16 protein-coding genes and 1 pseudogene are annotated in these 16,620 nt (G+C 66.0%); 8 read left to right on the plus strand and 9 right to left on the minus strand.

Annotation, left to right across the window (positions count from 1 at the left end; all coding sequences use genetic code 11):
- The first annotated feature begins 2 nt into the window (after positions 1 to 2).
- From ACWF82_RS28800 to ACWF82_RS28815, 4 genes are all read left to right on the plus strand, one after another.
- Entirely contained in the window at positions 3 to 1,199 is a 1,197-nt protein-coding gene (locus ACWF82_RS28800) for a hypothetical protein (RefSeq protein WP_452506203.1), read from the plus strand.
- A 720-nt stretch (positions 1,200 to 1,919) separates the two neighbouring features.
- Positions 1,920 to 4,355 carry a hypothetical protein gene (locus tag ACWF82_RS28805; protein ID WP_452506205.1) on the plus strand — a complete coding sequence of 812 codons (2,436 nt, stop codon included), beginning with the start codon at positions 1,920 to 1,922 and terminating at the stop codon, positions 4,353 to 4,355.
- Entirely contained in the window at positions 4,352 to 5,032 is a 681-nt protein-coding gene (locus ACWF82_RS28810; protein WP_452506207.1) for a LuxR C-terminal-related transcriptional regulator, read from the plus strand. The genes ACWF82_RS28805 and ACWF82_RS28810 overlap by 4 nt, the downstream gene beginning before the upstream one ends.
- Positions 5,011 to 5,481 (plus strand): hypothetical protein, encoded by a 471-nt coding sequence (locus ACWF82_RS28815; RefSeq protein WP_452506209.1) that lies wholly within the window; start codon positions 5,011 to 5,013, stop codon positions 5,479 to 5,481. Before ACWF82_RS28810 ends, ACWF82_RS28815 begins: the two co-directional genes overlap by 22 nt.
- A 483-nt stretch (positions 5,482 to 5,964) precedes the next feature.
- Here ACWF82_RS28815 and ACWF82_RS28820 read toward each other — a convergent pair whose 3' ends face one another.
- Together ACWF82_RS28820 and ACWF82_RS28825 are read right to left on the minus strand one after the other, a co-directional pair.
- Positions 5,965 to 6,702, minus strand: a complete 738-nt coding sequence (locus ACWF82_RS28820; protein WP_452506211.1) for a class I SAM-dependent methyltransferase — start codon at positions 6,700 to 6,702, stop codon at positions 5,965 to 5,967.
- Positions 6,703 to 6,863: 161 nt separating this feature from the next.
- Complete coding sequence (locus ACWF82_RS28825) at positions 6,864 to 7,328, minus strand: hypothetical protein (protein WP_452506213.1); 465 nt, start codon at positions 7,326 to 7,328, stop codon at positions 6,864 to 6,866.
- Between the two features lie 449 nt (positions 7,329 to 7,777).
- On the opposite strand from ACWF82_RS28825, the gene ACWF82_RS28830 reads away from it, so the two are divergent.
- On the plus strand, positions 7,778 to 8,326 hold the full coding sequence (locus ACWF82_RS28830) for a DUF1062 domain-containing protein (RefSeq protein WP_452506215.1): 549 nt from the start codon (positions 7,778 to 7,780) through the stop codon (positions 8,324 to 8,326).
- 154 nt (positions 8,327 to 8,480) lie between these two features.
- On the opposite strand, the gene ACWF82_RS28835 is transcribed toward ACWF82_RS28830, so the two are convergent.
- From ACWF82_RS28835 to ACWF82_RS28850, 4 genes are all read right to left on the minus strand, one after another.
- A complete protein-coding gene (locus tag ACWF82_RS28835) occupies positions 8,481 to 9,203 on the minus strand; it encodes an alpha/beta fold hydrolase (protein ID WP_452506217.1) in 723 nt (240 codons plus the stop codon).
- 112 nt (positions 9,204 to 9,315) lie between these two features.
- Complete coding sequence (locus ACWF82_RS28840) at positions 9,316 to 10,185, minus strand: CPBP family intramembrane glutamic endopeptidase (RefSeq protein WP_452506218.1); 870 nt, start codon at positions 10,183 to 10,185, stop codon at positions 9,316 to 9,318.
- 209 nt (positions 10,186 to 10,394) lie between these two features.
- Positions 10,395 to 11,051 (minus strand): response regulator, encoded by a 657-nt coding sequence (locus ACWF82_RS28845; RefSeq protein ID WP_452506220.1) that lies wholly within the window; start codon positions 11,049 to 11,051, stop codon positions 10,395 to 10,397.
- Complete coding sequence (locus tag ACWF82_RS28850; protein WP_452506222.1) at positions 11,048 to 12,187, minus strand: sensor histidine kinase; 1,140 nt, start codon at positions 12,185 to 12,187, stop codon at positions 11,048 to 11,050. Before ACWF82_RS28850 ends, ACWF82_RS28845 begins: the two co-directional genes overlap by 4 nt.
- Before the next feature lie 159 nt (positions 12,188 to 12,346).
- Here ACWF82_RS28850 and ACWF82_RS28855 point away from each other — a divergent pair, with 159 nt between their 5' ends.
- A complete protein-coding gene (locus tag ACWF82_RS28855) occupies positions 12,347 to 12,835 on the plus strand; it encodes a DUF6326 family protein (RefSeq protein WP_452506224.1) in 489 nt (162 codons plus the stop codon).
- A gap of 83 nt (positions 12,836 to 12,918) precedes the next feature.
- On the opposite strand, the gene ACWF82_RS28860 is transcribed toward ACWF82_RS28855, so the two are convergent.
- The 3 genes from ACWF82_RS28860 to ACWF82_RS28870 all read right to left on the minus strand — a co-directional run bounded on the left by ACWF82_RS28860 (position 12,919) and on the right by ACWF82_RS28870 (position 15,693).
- Positions 12,919 to 13,776, minus strand: a complete 858-nt coding sequence (locus ACWF82_RS28860; protein ID WP_452506226.1) for an alpha/beta hydrolase — start codon at positions 13,774 to 13,776, stop codon at positions 12,919 to 12,921.
- Between the two features lie 66 nt (positions 13,777 to 13,842).
- Positions 13,843 to 14,475 (minus strand): helix-turn-helix transcriptional regulator, encoded by a 633-nt coding sequence (locus tag ACWF82_RS28865; RefSeq protein ID WP_452506228.1) that lies wholly within the window; start codon positions 14,473 to 14,475, stop codon positions 13,843 to 13,845.
- A gap of 555 nt (positions 14,476 to 15,030) precedes the next feature.
- On the minus strand, positions 15,031 to 15,693 hold the full coding sequence (locus ACWF82_RS28870; RefSeq protein ID WP_452506230.1) for a trypsin-like serine protease: 663 nt from the start codon (positions 15,691 to 15,693) through the stop codon (positions 15,031 to 15,033).
- Between the two features lie 366 nt (positions 15,694 to 16,059).
- Between ACWF82_RS28870 and ACWF82_RS28875 the strand changes: the two genes are divergently transcribed.
- Both ACWF82_RS28875 and ACWF82_RS28880 read left to right on the plus strand, forming a co-directional pair.
- Positions 16,060 to 16,188, plus strand: coding sequence for a hypothetical protein (locus tag ACWF82_RS28875; protein ID WP_452506232.1), 129 nt, complete (start codon positions 16,060 to 16,062; stop codon positions 16,186 to 16,188).
- Positions 16,189 to 16,272: 84 nt separating this feature from the next.
- Positions 16,273 to 16,604 (plus strand): annotated as a pseudogene (locus ACWF82_RS28880) (PaaI family thioesterase); the annotation flags it as partial.
- Positions 16,605 to 16,620: the final 16 nt, after the last annotated feature.

Genomic DNA, 16,620 nt, shown 5'->3' on the forward strand with positions numbered 1-16,620 from the left:
CAATGACCGGTACAACCCCGATGCCGCGACTGGCTCGCGGCGTAGTCCTGGGTGCGCCCGACAACCCGATCGTGGTCGTGCCCGATCGGTCGCCGGTATGCGTCGACGAGCACACCCACGCCCTGTTGCGCCGACTCGCAACCGGCGAAACTGTGCTGCTGCTCGATGACGATCGCACGCGCGAGTCATTGGTCGCACTCGCAGCGGCCGGAGTGCTCGACGTCGACCACCCGCAGCCCTCCGGCAGTGACCACCCGCGCTATGCGCCGACGTTGACCGACCTGATCGTGCGCCGGCCGTCCCGAACGCTGACCGCCATCGTCGCGGGCCTGGCCAGGATCGTCACCCCGTTGACCAGCCGCGCCGGGATCGTCCTCGGGCTGGCTCAGGTCGTGGCAATCACGGGTGTGGTGATAGTCGGTTTTCCTGTACGCGAGGGGCTTTCGTATGTCCTGGACAATCCCGTGCGATCACTGTCGGTCGTCGTGGCGATCTTGACCGCGTCGGGGTTGCTGCACGAAGCAGGGCACTATGCGGTCGCGCGTGGTCTCGGACATCGGCCCGCCGCCGGAATCGGACTGTATCTAGCCGCGCCGGTGCTCTACGTCGATCTCACCGTGATGGAAACCCATCCCCGTGGTGAACGGATCCGATCCGCGCTGGCAGGTCCAGCGATTGACGGGTACACCCTCTCGGCGTTGGCGCTGTGCTATCACCTGCGGCCCTCACCGGTGTTGGTGGTGGCGCTGTTCATCGGATCGTCCGCGGCGATACTCGCGTTGCGGCCCGGCGACAAGACCGACGGGTACTGGGCGATCCGCGACTGGCTGGGCGCGCGTCGCGTCGCGGCCACATGGGCCACTCCAGTCAAGCTCGCGCGAGAATTCGGCGCCGGGACGGCGGTCGAGCGCCGATTCATCATCGTGCTCGCCTCCGTGTACGCGGTCACCGCCGCGATCATCGCGATCAACTTCGGCCGCTGGCTGCTCGAATTCATCGACATGGCCGTAGCCGACCCACGGACCTGGTGGCGATTCGCTCGGCTGGCCGCGATCTATGGCGGTGTCACCGCGGTGTACGGCGCGGCGTGGTGGCAGTGCGCGCGTCCGCGAAGCCGACCGGACCAGACCATCGGCCCTCGGCGAGGCCCACGCGAGGATGAAGAGTGCCCGACCAGAGACAGGAGCGACCGAAATTGACAGTGCCCACAACCGGATTGACTATCCACATCGACGAGACAGCGACGGAGTCCGCCAAGTCCGCTACCGCCGAACACACTCAGCAGCTCTACGAGCTGGGTCTGTTCCGTGACGACGACCTGAGCACCCGGCTCGACCTGATCGCCGCGGCCGCCGGCGAGAGCCTGTATCGAGGCAGCCACCCCAAGATTGCTGCCTCGGTTGCCCGGTCGCTGCGCTGGGCGACCGCGCTCGAGGTCGGAATTCGGTGGCTGTTCTTCGACCTCGTCGACGAGCAAGCACGCGGCCCTATCGACGCGTTCGGCGCGCTGGCCCGTGTCGTTCACGGGTTGGCCGAGCGTGAAAGCATGGCCGCCGATCCAGTCGTCGACCAACTGCTCGACACTCTCGCCGTCATCGAGTCGACCACCGATCCCTGCGCCACGCTCAGCAACCGGTTGCGCGGCTTCGTAGCGTTCTCCCGCTCACGGCAGTGGGAAAACAGCCCGTGGACGACCAGCAGGGTGGAGTCGGTACTGAGCGCTCACCCCAACGCGCTGACTGCCGAGTTCGCTGCCCGACACAGCCACGTTTCCACCATGGCCACGCGCGCCGCGATCGTGTTGAGCTTTACCGCCGCCCAATATCTGGCCTTCGACATCCTCGCCTACCTGGCACGAAGCCACGGCAAACGCACAGTGACGCCTACGGCGAATCTCGCTGCGGTGGCGTCCGAAGCTTATGCCGCCGAACAGATCTCGGCGATGCATTCCCGTATGCTCGACGCCGCGCAGACCATGTACGAGCAACTGCAGAGCCCGTCCGCGCCGCCACCGAACAACGCCGCGGCCGAATACGTGGAGGCCACCTTCAGCCTTGTCGCCATCGCCGATCGACAACTTCGCAACAGCCGAACCCTCCCCGCCACCTGAACCGGGCCCAGACATCCCATCACCGCTGGCCGCGCACGCCTTCGTTCGGATTCGTGCCCGGCTAGCCGCCCTCATCACCGGGCTGGCAGGCTGCTACTGGCTCGTCTTCGGCCTCCAATTCCCCTTGTCCACCGCGCATCTGGCCGCGTGGTGGGGGCCGGCATCGGCCGCGTGCGGGCTCGGCTCGCTCCTCCTGTTGATCTCGGCGGTCGCTACACGTCACCACCGTCTCACCACCTTCGCGCTGTCGGCGTTCGCGATCGCATACCTGGTGACGTGTGTGACGTGGTTCGTCGCCCACGACGGCAGCCGCGTCGAGGCGGTTGCATCGATCTGGCTGGAAGGGCTCAGCGCGATCCCAGCACTGGCCGCCGCGGTAGCGTGGTCGACCCGCCTCGCATTGACCTACACCGTTGCTTCGTTCGCCGTCTCGCGCGCCATCCACTACCTCAATCTCGACGATCTGTCTCTCCGCTGGATGCTGGTGAGCGTAGCGGGGAACCTGCTGTTCACGGTTGTCTCAGTGGTTCTCGCACGCATGGCGCTCACCGCAGCCATCGCACTCGACGACACCTGGGACCTGTACCACCGCGAACTCGCCGACGATGCCGCGGCACGCGCCCGTGCCATCGAACGCGACCGGGTGGCCGATGTGATCCACGACTATGTCCTCGGTGCGCTGCTTGCCGCGGCCCGCTTGCCTGCCAGCGCTGACGTCCGGCGCGAAGCGGCTCTCGCTGTCGCTGAACTCGACACCGTACCTCCGCCACAGCGGCGGGCAACATTGGCCGCGCATCAACTCGCTGAGACCATCGTGACCCGGTGCCGTGCGACCTACCCGGCCGTCGCCACGTCTATCAGCATCGACGCACACGCCGTCGCCCGCTATCCCGCATCCGTGGTCGAGGTGTTCGCGCAATGCGCACGCGAGGCTGTCCGCAACAGCTACCGCCACTGCCACCCGCAGCCAAAGGTCGTGATTCATGTCGCGGTTTCAACGGACCATCTAGAGGTGCGAGTCAGCGACAACGGTCCTGGATTCTCCTCCAGCGCAACAGGATTCGGGCTGTCACGACTGCGAGCGCGGGTCGAAGCACTACCTGGAGCAAACGCTGTCATCGTCACCGAACCCGCTACCTGCGTCCGGCTCATCTGGTCTCCGCCCGATCCTGCTGATTGCCCGGCCGAATCCAACTACGGTGTTTTCGATGTACTGAATTCGCGGGTGAGGTGGTCAGCTGTTGCGGTCTTGTGCGCCGCAGTCATCGCGTCGGCGATGGCCTATGCGGGAGCAGCGACTCCGGTCCTGACCTCCTGCGCGGCCGCGTGCGTCGTGATCGCCGGGGCATATGTGTTGGTGATGTGGCCCGGCGACCCACTGCCCATGGCCCCGACGACGGCGGTGACATTGGGGCTACCAGCCGCTGACCTGCTGGTCATGACTACCTCGACACCACCGCTGGTGAGCCAGATCATCTGGCCCGGGTACGTCAGCGGGTCGTTCGCGATGATTCTCGGTATTCGCGGACGCCTCTTCGCCGCGACCGCCCTCACCCTGGGATGCACAGCAGCACCGCTACTCGCCGCCGCGCGCTCACACGTCAACGTGAGTTACTGGGTGGCCGAGTCGATCTCAGCGCTCATGGCGTTGGCGCTGTGTTTCCTGCTCACCCGAACCATCCGAGCACTGCTCAGCCGAACCCGGCAGGTACGCGACCGATCCGCGGCCAATACCGCCGCCGCGGCGGCGATTCGGGCCCGAACCGCCCAACGCGAAGAACAACTGGCCACCATCAACGACCGAGCGCGCCCACTGCTCGAGATCATCGCTGACCGTCCTCTGCTCCCACCCGAACGCGACACCGCCGTTCGGCTCGAAGCCGCGTTGCGCGCGACATTGCGTGCCCCGGGGCTGAGCCACCCCGGCATCGACGAGGCTGTCGATGCCGCACGCACCCGAGGTGTTCACATCGTCCTCATCGACGACAGCACCACAAGCTCCTTCCCCGATCCGCGCCACTTCGACAACTTCATCCATGCCGCCACCACGGCGCTCGCCAACGCCGACACCGAGGACACTGTCACCATTCGCTTGACTCCCGCCCACCACGCCAACCGGGCGACCATCGTGATCACCCGCGCCGACACCACCGTTTCGCGCACCACGATCGACGCCGAAGGCAAAGAATCGACTGCCCACACCCGCCCTGAAACCCTCACGGACCCGAAGGTGTCCTGCTCATGACCGATACCTTGCTCCAGGACAGCGCTGACCCGCTCGACATCGCAGTCATCGAAGACCACTCCATCTGGGTCCTCGGGCTGACTTCGGCGTTGCGCGAATCCAACATCGCCGCCACACTCACTCACTATTCCTGTGTTGCCGACCTGATCGACACCGGCGACGCCCGCGACCTGGTCATCCTCGACCTCGTGCTCGGCGACGCCACCACACCCACCGACAACATCGCCCACCTCACCGCGGCGGGCTATCAGATTCTGGTCCTCACCTCCGCCGAACGCCCCGACCTGGTGCGAGAGGCCATACGCGCGGGAGTGCTCGGTATCGTGCGCAAGTCCGAACCCGAGTCGGTCATCGCCACCGCGATCCACACCGCAGCCCGTAACGGCACCGTCACCTCGGTCGACTGGGCCGCCGCCCTCGACGGCGACGCCGGATTCGTTCCCCATCTCAGTACCCGCGAACGCGATGTGCTCGCCCTGTGGGCATCGGGCGAAACCGCCAAAGGTGTCGCCGAACTCCTTGGCCTTTCAGTCAACACCGTCAACGGCTACATCAGCCGAATCAAAGCCAAATATGAGCACTCCGGCCACCCAGCCCGAACGAAATCCGAATTGCGCGACGCTGCCCAACGGGCCGGTATCGCCCCCAAAGCGTGGTGGCGGCCTCGATCAACGTGAACCAGCACGTTCTTCGCGACCGACAGCGACGCCGGGCAGCACACACCATCGAGCTCTGGATCCCTACGGTATTGCCGCCTTCCCGGGATCTCGACACCCGCTGCCCAGCATCGGGACACGGCAGCGGCACGACCGGCGGCCTCGGGCCGCCGGTGCGCGACAGCGACATCCGCTCGGTGCAGAAGACCCGCGTCCGGGTCAAAGCCCGCATGCAGCAACGGACCAGGGTCCTGAACAGACTGCTCCCGGCACTGACCACCACCGCCGCGGATCGCAGACGCTGGGTCCATGACCTGCTGAGCACCGCCGAAAAGACCTCGCACGGTGAGGAATTCATCGTCGATGGCGTCGTCTACCGCCGCCACTACACGCCGGCGACCACGGTGCCCTGGTCCCGCTGCTGCGCATCGCAGCGTCGAAAACCGACATCGAACGCCTCATCCCGATGAGCCCCGAGGTCTAGGTCCTGGTCGCAATCCAGCGCCGCGCCAAGGCCCACGTCCACCCCGCATGACTTCCGGCGCCTGTTCACTACCGACGCCGTCGGATCCGGGCTCCCACTGCACGTCGTGGCCTCGCTGCCGGGCCACCTCGACCTCGACACCACCCGCGGCTACGCCGCGGTGTTCCCCGAGGCCGTCATCGCCCACCACCAGCAGTTCATCGCCCACCGGCGCGCGCCCTGCGCAAATCGGTCGAATATCGTGACGCCACTGCGCAGGAGTGGGGCGAGTTCGAGAAGCACTTCCTGCTGCGCCGCATCGAGCTCGGCGACTGCTTCCGCCCCTATGGCACCCCTGCATCCATGAGCACGCGTGCTTCTCTGAACTAGCTGGCCAGGCCCATCCCCGACGTCGCCAGAACGCAATCTTCTGCCGATGAGCGAACTTGTCCGACTGAGCGGAGTTCGGCGGGCTGGAGCAGCGTAGGAGTCAGGCCTCCAACACCAGGAACAGGAAGGCCAGGAACCTCGGGTCCTCGCGGTCCTGGAAGAACTCGGGGAACCGCTCCACCGCTTCCGGGGCAGGTGCCGGTTCCTCGACGCGGGTGATACGGAATCCGCTGTCGAAGAATGTCTGGAACATCGTCGACAAGGACCGATCCCAGAATGTTAGGTCTGCGGTCTGCCCGGCCATATCGGTCACCTTGCGCTGGCGCGTGGCGAAGTAGTTTGTGGTCTCGCCGGCCTGGAGTTGCGTGAACCATATGACCAGCGGGTGCTCCACCGAGAGGATCAGGCGGCCTCCGGGCTTGAGCACGCGGCGCATCTCCGCCAGCGGGGAGCGCCAATCTTCGAGATAATGCAGCGCGAGGGAGCAGACAACGTCGTCGAATGTGTTGTCGCCGAACGGAAGTGGGGCAGCCAGGTCCCCGACGTGTAGCTCTGCGGCGCCCCCAACTCTGTCTGTGGCGATGTCGATCAGGGCCTGGCTGCCGTCGATTCCGACCGCAGTCGCTCCGCCTTCGATGAGGTCGACGAGCGTGGGACCCGAGCCGCACCCGGCGTCCAGCACATGCTTACCCGTCACGTCGCCGAGCAGGTTCCGGATCGCAGGCCGGTTGTAGTACTCGTTGAGGAGGCTCGTCGCGTTCTCCTCGGCGTAGGCTTCGGCGATCGGGTCGTACGCGGCCGCGCCGCCGGAGTCAGTTTGCTGCGTTGTTGTCCCCACGTGCCCGACGCTAACACGGCGGTAGCGGATGTGCCTGAACGCTCCCCGTCCACGCACAGAATCCGAGTCCCTTTGCGCGCCAGACCATCACCGCCCACTCGACACTACGACAGCCCAACCCGAACATCCGCTTCTGCCGCATAATGCGCGGTTCGAAACGGTCACAGTCTGTCTGCCGACAAGGCGTGCCGAACCGCGCCGAGGTTCTTACTGGCCGATGGTCGGCCGTCACGGGCAGGGGCTCGTCCGGAGATGGATCCGAACGCCGGGATGCCGAGCTCGGTTCCTGTCGCCGTTCGACTGAGCGTGGCGTCTATCTGAGCGAGCTTGTCCTTGACGCCGGCATAACTGACGTGGAGGCCCTCAACTTCACCGAGCCAGCCTTCGCGTTTGGCTTCGATGATGCGGGCTTCGAGGTTGTCGCGGATCTCCTCGAGCCTGGCCCGTTGGGCTGGGTCCGGTCTCAGGAGCGAACAACGGACACATGCGTGTTCATGAACACACGGCGTTGAAAATGCTCGCGCGCAGGTCCCGACCGATACCTTCCGCTTCTCGAAATGGGACAGGAACGCATCCCACTCTTCGTCGGTCGGCGTGCGGTACTCTTCGCCGGGCGGTTCAGTCAATAGAGCGTACGCTGCCCGTTCCTGCGCCTGGACCGTGCACAGTTACCGCGCCTGGACGACATGGCCGCCAACAGCCGCGACCGGCTCGATCAGGCCCGCGACAAGCAGTGGCTCGGCGAGGTCGACGCCCTACAACAGACCCTGCGCCACATCGACACCAAACGCCGGCAACTTGCGTAAACCTCGCCGTGAGGCGGAAGTTCGTCGCTGCCAGGAGTCATTTCCGGCTTCGTGCTCGATCCAGCGGACAGAGCTTGGCGATGAGCACCCGAAAACCATTGGAACGGCGGCGCTGTGTATCACTACCATGCTGCCCAACTACGTCGTCTAGTTGAGGACATTCCGCTGTACATCCAGTGAGACCGCCCCAGCGCTGAATCATCGGGCGCCGCGCATGTGCGCCGCGCTCCTTCTTGCTGCGAACTTCTCACTGAAACGGGTGTACTTCTATGCTCAAAATCTGGGACGTCGTGCCCACCTGCCTGCCGCTAGTTCTCCGACGTTGCCACTCGTGCGCGTCCGAGCGCTTCCGGGCAAACGGAAAATTCCGCGTCAACGCACACCACAAGCTGATCGACGCTTGGCTCCTCGCGCTGTGTACCGGTTGCGGTGAAACCACCAAGCTCACGGTCCTGGAGCGAGTGAACGTGCGCTTGATACGACCTGAGCTGCTGGACCGGCTACATGACAACGACCCCGCCTTGACCGCTGAGCTGCTTCAAGATTCGGTCGTGCAGCGCCGCAATCGCGTTGCCCTCGACTGGGACAACGCGTGGCGGCTAGATATCGGCGAATCGGACCATCTGGACTGCGAGGTGGTTGACGTCTCAGTTCGTTTTGTGGCCCGGATCCCGGTCCGGCCGGTCCGCCTGATCGCCGAAGGTTTCGGTCTTTCGCGGGCCGAGGTCGAGAAACTCCTCACGGAGGGGAACCTGGTTTCGGCAGTCCGACTGAGCGGCAAGCTCTCCGGCGACTTCACCTTCACACTCAAGCGCTGAGCCAGACTGAAACCGGAGTCCTGTCCGGCAGAGCGCGCCGGACAGGACTCTGCCTGGGTTACGAACGATTCTCGAGTAGTAGAGACGGTTCAGAGAAGGACACCGTCCGTTCTCTGAACTGCCGATGCAAGGGAAGTGTTGGGGCGACATCGAACTATGACTGTGATGGTGGCATCGCCGATAGGTTGGGCGTCGCGCATGCTCTGGTAACGAGGTCGACCCACTCCTGCGGATCGGTCGACCACAGGTTGTGGGCGACGCCAGGCAGCTCCTCGAACCTGCCGTCGGGGATCAGAGCGGCGAGTTGCCGCAGTGGCCAGGACGGGCGGATGTCGTGCTGCGGGCCGATGAATGTCATGGCGACAGTGGAATCGGCCAGCCGTCGGAGCAGGTCAGGTTCGTGGATCCAGTCCACGAATGACGCGGTCAGGGCGGCGTGAACGGCTGGTTCCCAGCTGATCTCGAGGTCGGCTTCCAGGTGTTGCGAGGATTTGTATGCCTCGGACCAGGTGCGGTCCTTGTGTAGTCCGTGTCCGGCGACGCCGACCACAGATCTGACACGGCCGGGGTGATCGAGTGCGTAGCGCACCGCCAGATCCGAACCCCAGGAATGGCCGAGCACTACCCAGCTGTCGACACCTGCGGCTCGCCGCACTGCCTCGATGTCGGCCACTGCCTGAGTAAGGTCGTGAGGGCCGCCGTTGGAGCGTCCGACCCCTCTGGGCTCGGGATACCACGCCCGCATTCCGCGAGGCGCCAGCGTGTCGTACTCGAGATAGTGGATGCAGCCCGGCCCACCGGACAGCACCACGACGTCCGGACCGCTTCCCGTGACGCCGACGTGCAGCAGAGTGCCGTCGTCGGTGGGGACAGTCATCGACTGCATGTTGTCCTCTCGTGTGCAGCTCGGCCCTCTTCTGTGAACTCAACTCTCATGGGGCAGGCTCCTTTCGGAAGTTGCACCGAATCCGGGGATCCCGCAGGCTTGGTCAGGGTCGCTGGGATACCCGCTCTTCGCCACCGCCGAGCTGTGGAAGGGCGCGAGCTTCAGCGGCTCCCTGGACGACCGGCGCCGGGCTCGTGCGCATCAGCCACAGCGCGGCGGCGAGCGTCAGCACCCAGCCGATCGCTTCGATCAGCAGATGATCTGTCGCGTCGGGGACCGATTGCAGCAGGTACACCCGGACGCTGTTGATCGCTCCGTGCGTCATGACTGCCGGCCAGACACTGCCCGACCGCCAACGAAGTGCGAGCAGCAGCGGCGCCCACGGCAACATGCCCGCGAAATAGATGACGATGTCCCACGGTGGACGGTCTCCGATGACGGCGATCACCGGCAGGTGCCAGACGATCCAGACCGAACCGCTGACAACGGCCAGCGGCCAGAATCCCCATGACGCGGCGCGGGTCGCCAGCCAGCCGCGCCAGCCGAACTCTTCGCCGATAGCGAAGACCGACTGCATGAGGAAGACCGGAACGACCCATACTGTCGCCGCCAAGATCTGGTCGAGCGGGTTGAGCGGCCAGATCCCCAATGCCAGTGCGATGCCGGCCTGGATGGCGGCGATCGCGGTGATGAGGCCGATGCCGATGCCGGCCCACATGGGTGTGCCGCGCCACCCGATGGCGAATGTCTCCCGGAACGTTCCGGGTCGTCGGACGAGCCACATGATGATCGCAGCGAGCAGCGGGGTCAGTTGCAGGATCGGAACGATCAGGTTGTCGAAGTCCGGGGAGACCAGCCGAAAGACCATCGGAACGGACAGCGCGTAGCACAGCACGATGGCGATCGCGAAGAACCACGCAACATCGGTGACAGTCGATCCGGAAGAACTGCCGCGCGCACGGACTGTCGTCATGGCTGCCCGCCACCTCTGACAACAGAATCCCTGCCTACCCACCTTCGCTTCGATCGCGACGTCGACAACCGGTTACGCATACCAGAATTCGTTGTCGGAGAACAGGAATCTCGGTTCATGCACGGACCGTAGCAATCTGTTTCGGTCTCCGGATCCCGGAAAGACCCGGAGATTCACCCTGAAAAAGGCCCCTACCCGACTTCCCGCCGCTAATCGGCTCGCACGCGTCTGGTGTCGTATGCCCACATCGCGATCTCGACGCGGTTGCGGGCGCCGAGCTTGCTCATCAACGATGCGACGTGGGTCTTGACCGTGCTCAGGCCGACGAAGAGCTCGGTGGCGATCTCGGCGTTTGTCCGGCCGCGTGCCACCAGCGCGAGCACCTCCTCCTCGCGCTCGGTGAGCGGGTCGACGGGCTGGACCGGTACCACCGGCGCCTGGTCGGCGAAGGTCACCAGCAGCCGGCGGGTGACGTTGGGGGCGATCAGCGCGTCCCCGTTGGCCGCCGCGTGGATGGCCTGCACGAGGAGCTGCGGCCCGGCGTCTTTGAGCAGGAAGCCGCGGGCGCCGGCGCGTAGGGCGCCGAGGACGTACTCATCGAGGTCGAAGGTGGTGATCACGACGACCGCCATCGGGTCCGTGACGCCTGGCCCGGCAAGTCGTCGCGTCACCTCGACGCCGTCGAGCCCGGGCATCCGGATGTCGACCAGGAGGACATCCGGACGCAGCCGGGTCGCCAGGTCGAGCGCTGCGAGCCCGTCTGCCGCCTCCCCCACGACCTCGAGGTCGGGTTGCGCGCCGAGGATCATCACCAGCCCGGTCCGGACCAAGTCCTGGTCGTCGGCTACGACCACACGAATGCTCATGCCGGCGCCTCCACGGGCAGCACCGCCTCGACCACCCAACCACCCGCGGGCCCCGGCCCCGCGGAGAGCGATCCGCCGAGGAGCTTTGCGCGTTCGGCCATGCCCAGCAGGCCGAATCCAGGCTCCGGGACCGGCCCCGGCTCGGTCTGTCCATTGTCGCTGACCCGCAGCCTGACGGTGTCGCCCTCCCGGCATACGTCGATCCCGATGCGGGTAGCGCTCCTGGCGTGCCGTACGGCGTTGGTCAGCGACTCCTGCGCGAGCCGGTAGAGCGCGGCGTCCACGGGTCGTGCCAGCCGGGTCAACGAACCGTCCAGCGAGACCTCGACGGTGGGCGTCGCATCGGCGCGCGCCAGAGCAGGCAGGTCGGCGACACCCAGCTGCGGTGAGTAGGCGACGGCTTCCTCCTCACGCAGCACCCGCACCATGGATCTCATCTCTGCCAGGGTTCGCGACGCTTCGGACTCTATCGCGGCCAGGACCTCGGCAGCCTTCTCAGGCTGGATGGCGGCGACCACGCCACCGGCCTGCGCCTGCACCGCGATGGCCGAGACGTGGTGGGCCACGGTGTCGTGCAGCTCGCGCGCCAGCGCCACCCGTTCCTGATTGCGGATCTCGCGCTGTTGGCGATGCCAGAGGTCCGCGCGGTAGCGGAACACCGCGGCCAGGGCGACAAACAACAGCAAGAGGACGCTTCCGCCGAAAACGTCGGCCCAGCCCGCGGAGGAGGCGTACATCCCCAGCGCGACGACGACTGCCACGAACGCCGTCCCCAAGACAATCTCCCGTCCCGAGCCCCACCGAACCAGGGAGTAGAGCAGGATCAAGACGGCCATCATGGAGTAGAGGCCGAGGTCCCCGGCATGCGCAGTCAGCTGCAGGACCGAGAGCAGCCCGGCGACGCCCCACCCGACCAGGGCGGCCATCAGGGGGCGGCTTCGCCGCCAGAGCAGGGCCGGCATCAGCACCAGGGCGAGCACCGCCACCAGGGGTCGCCAGGCCAAGCCCGGCCGAACGATGCTCTCGACCAAGGCGGCGGCCGCGAACACGCCCACCAGCAGCCAGTCGAGCCGACCGATGGGCGGGGCGTCACCAGGCCGCGGCTCATGCCAGAGGGAACGCCGGACAGTGACCACGGATTCAGCATAGGGATCGGCGCGCCTCGGCGTACCCGCCGAAAGTACGAGAGAGAGCTCATGCCATCAGCCAGGCGAACTCCAGCCTCCGGGCCGGTGTGCCCGGCGTCGGGCTCAGCCATCGTGGACCTACCGATCCGCCCTACCACGGAGCCCATGATGAGTACACGTCAACCCACCACCACCTTGGAAGACCAGCCGATGCCGGTGCGAGCCAAGCTCGCCGCAGCGTGGACGAGCTTCATGTTCCTGTACGCCTACGTGGACATTCTCAACTTCTTCACGCCCGGCGTCATCGAAGAGATCCTCGACGGCAAGGTCTTCGAATTCGATCTCTCCCAGACGTTTTCGACCACGGCGCTGATCCTCATGGCAATCCCGATCTTCATGATCGTGCTGTCGATGACGCTGCCCGCCAAGGTGAGCCGCATCGCGAACCTCATCGTGGCTTCGCTCTACCTCCCCGTCACGGCATTCAACGGAACGGGTGAGTCCTGGCTGTACTTCTACGGTCTCGGCATCGTCTTGGAAATGTTCCTTCTCGCCCTCATCCTGCGGTACGCCTGGACCTGGCCCCGCACCGCAGCTTCGGCGACAATGGCGACCAGCCAGGGCCCCGAAACCGTTCGCGCGCAGCAGCAAGCGTGAACGAAGAGCAGTGCAATGGCTTTCGCGACTTCATGCACATCAGGAGCATGAAGTCGCGAGATCAGCCGAACTGTCCGGAGTTGCTACCCCGAACTCCTCTCGCCGCGAAGCGTCCGGTCGATCCATGCGATGACCTCGGCCAGGATGACCGGCCCCTCGGGTTCGTCCTCCAACCCGTGGTATACGCCCGGACAGGTCCGCAGTGTCGCCGATGGCACGAGGTCGACCACCTGGCGGCTGGCGGAGACCGGATTGATCAGATCGGCGTCTCCGTGAACCACGAGTAGTGGTACGGCGACTCGGGTGGCAGCCGATGCCACGCGATCCATCTGTGCCAGGACGTCGATCGCGAAGCGCGCGGTCGCTCGCCCATGGACCAAGGGATCGGCGTACCGTTCGGCGACGACGTCGGGGTCGCGATTGACACGCTCGAACCGCAGCCCGTTCGGCAATGTCAGGGTGGCGAAGGCGCGGCCGAGGCTCCTGACCACGGCCACCTTGAGTCGCTGGTTCCGCAGCTCCGAGTCGAAAGCGGGTCCGGTCACCACCACCGCGGCCAGGTCCGTCCCCGGCCGGTCCGCTGCGTAGAGGAACGCGTAGAGCCCGCCCAGGCTGTGGCCGTACAGCACGACCGGCGCGCCGCCCGTTCGCGCACGCTCGTGTGCGATGAGATGGTCCACGGCCAGCGCTGTCGACCGGTATCGGACGTCGCCGCGGCGTCCTTCGGATCGCCCGAATCCTTCGTAGTCCATGGCAAGCACGGAGAAACCGGCCGCGGTGAACAACCGAGCCGTGCTGTCGTAGCGGGCAGCGTGCTCGCCGAGACCGTGCATGATGACGACACTGGCCCGCGCAGGCCCGCTCGGGACCCAGTGAAGCGAGGTGAGTCGGGGGCCGCCGCCGTCCGGTGTGAAGGAGTCGAAGATGGGTGATGTGTTCACGAGCAGTTCCTTTCCGGTCTGCTCGAGCCTCGCCCCTTCCCCTGTGTCCAGGATTGGACCAACCTGCTAGGTCGGCAGGATCTCCCAACGGATCGTGCTGAACGCGGTGGGCGGGCCGCCGAAGGTTCGGCGACACGTCCTCGTGAGATGGGAGCTGTCGGTGAACCCCGCCAGGTGCGCCGCATCGGTGAGCGTCCGCCCCTGCGCGACCGCTGCGGTCGCCCGGAGCAACCGGAGCCATCTCACGTACGCCCGGAAGGTGATTCCGAGGTCCTGGGCGAAGAGATGGGCCAGCCGGCTCTCCGACAGATGAACAGTCGCGGCGAGGTCGCGAAGCCGGATGGGTCGTGAGTCCAGCTCGGTCTGAAGGCGGGTGCGCGCGGCGGCGACTCCCGGATGGAGCGGGTGCGAGGTGTTTCCGGGAGAGCGCAGGCGGCCTTCCACGTACGCGCTGTGCCCCTTGGTCAGGGTCTGTCCCGCGTGATGCCAGGCGCGAACGTCGGACGGATCGTCGACCAGCTCGATCAGCTCGGCACCCAGAGAAGACTCGGGCTCGACGTGCGCCACGACGCCCCAGGCGCCGGCGGCGCTGAACGCGTGCGACTGATCGGCGGGAACGATCGCCGCGTTCGTACGTCGCTGACGGCCATGGAGATCCTCGATGACGAACGTCCCCCGGTGGGCGACGGCCACCTGCACGGAGTGGTGAGAATGTCCCGGCAGACTTCCCAGCGGACCCTCGATCTCGAGCACACCGGGACGCAAACGCCCTATGCCAGACCACCGCGAGATCACTGGCTGTCGCCCGTCCGACGCGTGCATCGGCTGTAATATACGCGGCACGGGAGCGCTGCGACACTGCCGTTTCCAGGGGTCCTGCAACGAGCTGCTCCGCCATTCGCTCGACCCCCACAGACACCTCAGCGTCGACGCCGTGGCCCAGTTATCGCTGCTGTGGCCGCCGCCGTTGTCACGGTGCTCGCGATCGGTGCCGGAGTTGAGGTCTATCTCGGAGGACAGACCTTCGACAAGGTCATCGACACCTGGAAACAGATCCCTCTGCGGTAGAACAGTTCTCACGACACCAGTCCGCTCACCGATCCTCGGCGACCCGGGCAGTTCCCCGGCGGAACCTACCGATCGCGATGGATCGGATTCTCGGCGACACTCCAGTAATGCGGGGCACTCGAGGTTGGGTGGGTGCGTCGTAGGCGTAAACGCGTCCGCCACGTCCACCTGCGCGGGGACGGCCCGTTATCTGATCGGGGTGAAGCCGGCGCCGACGCCACCCTGAGCCGCGAGGTCCGCCAGCACGCCGCCGATTCCGGTGAACTGGACGGGGGCCCAGACGCGCAACAGGTTGATCGAGGAGGCGATGCCGACCAGCGCCGAACCCACGTAGGCCGGACCACCGGAATCGCCCGGGAAGACCAGCTGCCAGGACCGCACCGCGTTGCGGTCGCGTTCCAGCACGTTGCCGCAGGTGTGCTCGGTGATCTGGCCGTACTTGCACAGCAGCTGTCTGGGATCGAGGTAAGGGGCGATGCGGTCGACGCGATGGCCCTCCGGGGTGAGGTTGGTGGGCGTGACGACCTTGGGGTCGAGCTTTATCACCGCGTAGTCGAGCTGGGCGTCCTCCCGGAAGGGCTCCGAAGGCCACGTGCTGGACCACGCCGCGAAATTCCCGACCTGTCGGCCGCCGACGCGCACGCGCTGGTGTGGGACGCGCATGCAGTGCCCGGCGGTCAGCGCGACAAGGTTGCCGTGGTTGTCGGTGCCGACGGAGGCGATGGTGCAGGTTCCGATCGAGGTTCCCGGGCCGACGACGACGTTGTCGTCGGCTTGTGCCTGAACTGCGGGCAGGATGGCAAGGCCGAGGGCGCAGAGTGCAGCGGAGATGGTTTTCTCGAGATTCACGGGTTTTCCCTTTCTCGACAATGCTCAGCTGTGATATTGGGCCGGGTCACGGGGGAACCGGTGTGGATATTTTGCGGGCTCACCGGTTGGTGCGGGTCGGTCGGCATGGCCGGCATCGCCATGGTTTCGACCGTGAACTTGCCGGGCGGGAGGGCCGGACGCCGATCTCAGCCGCCACTTCTGTCGCTGTGACCAGCACATACCCGACCCGGCCGGTGGCGCGTCGATCCGCTCGGCGGTCCCGGCAGACTTTGCGCGGTCGCCAAGCAAATGGGCAGCGACCAGCGCGAACGTCAGCGGCTGCCACGAACGGGTCGAACTCATCCGCACATCCCAACACGGCCAACTGCGTAGACGATCAACGACATGCTCGAAGAAGACTACCCGGACTCGATACCCGGTGGCGATGAACGGGCCATCGGGGTGATCGCCGCTGACAGGCGCTTCATGGCCGAGACGACCGCATGCCGACTCTCTCCGGCAATGCCGCAATGAGCCGATAGAACGTTGCCCCCGAAGAGCAGAACCACCAGGAGTGCACAGCATGAGACCATCCCGTGCGATGACAGCGGCGCTGTCATGGGTGGTGGTCATCACGTAGTTCCTTTCAGCATCCCCAGCATCGTCCGGCTACTCGGAATGCGCGTGATCGAACTCGAGGAAGGCCGGGTCAGTGTCGTGATCGAGACCCGCCCCGACTTCGCCAACCGCTCGGGGCCGTGCACGGAGGGATATGCGCGACACTGCTGGACTCGGTGATGGGCACCGCGGTGCACACCACTCTGGGGCCCGGCTTCGGATATTCCACCCTGGAATTGAAGGTCAACTACATCCGTTCGGTCGCCACCCACGGACAACGGCTGACCGCGACCGGCACCACCGTGCACGTGGGCCGCCGGACCGCGACCGCCGGACCCCACCCAGCTG

This window comes from Nocardia sp. NPDC055053 (genome assembly GCF_053608285.1).

Coding starts and splice junctions, on each gene's coding strand:
- ACWF82_RS28845 (WP_452506220.1), bottom strand. CDS start 11,051: ATGAGCATTCGTGTGGTCGTAGCCGACGACCAGGACTTGGTCCGGACC.
- ACWF82_RS28830 (WP_452506215.1), top strand. CDS start 7,778: ATGCTCAAAATCTGGGACGTCGTGCCCACCTGCCTGCCGCTAGTTCTC.
- ACWF82_RS28810 (WP_452506207.1), top strand. CDS start 4,352: ATGACCGATACCTTGCTCCAGGACAGCGCTGACCCGCTCGACATCGCA.
- ACWF82_RS28875 (WP_452506232.1), top strand. CDS start 16,060: ATGCTCGAAGAAGACTACCCGGACTCGATACCCGGTGGCGATGAACGG.
- ACWF82_RS28855 (WP_452506224.1), top strand. CDS start 12,347: ATGAGTACACGTCAACCCACCACCACCTTGGAAGACCAGCCGATGCCG.
- ACWF82_RS28840 (WP_452506218.1), bottom strand. CDS start 10,185: ATGACGACAGTCCGTGCGCGCGGCAGTTCTTCCGGATCGACTGTCACC.
- ACWF82_RS28800 (WP_452506203.1), top strand. CDS start 3: ATGACCGGTACAACCCCGATGCCGCGACTGGCTCGCGGCGTAGTCCTG.
- ACWF82_RS28805 (WP_452506205.1), top strand. CDS start 1,920: ATGCCGCCGAACAGATCTCGGCGATGCATTCCCGTATGCTCGACGCCG.
- ACWF82_RS28835 (WP_452506217.1), bottom strand. CDS start 9,203: ATGACTGTCCCCACCGACGACGGCACTCTGCTGCACGTCGGCGTCACG.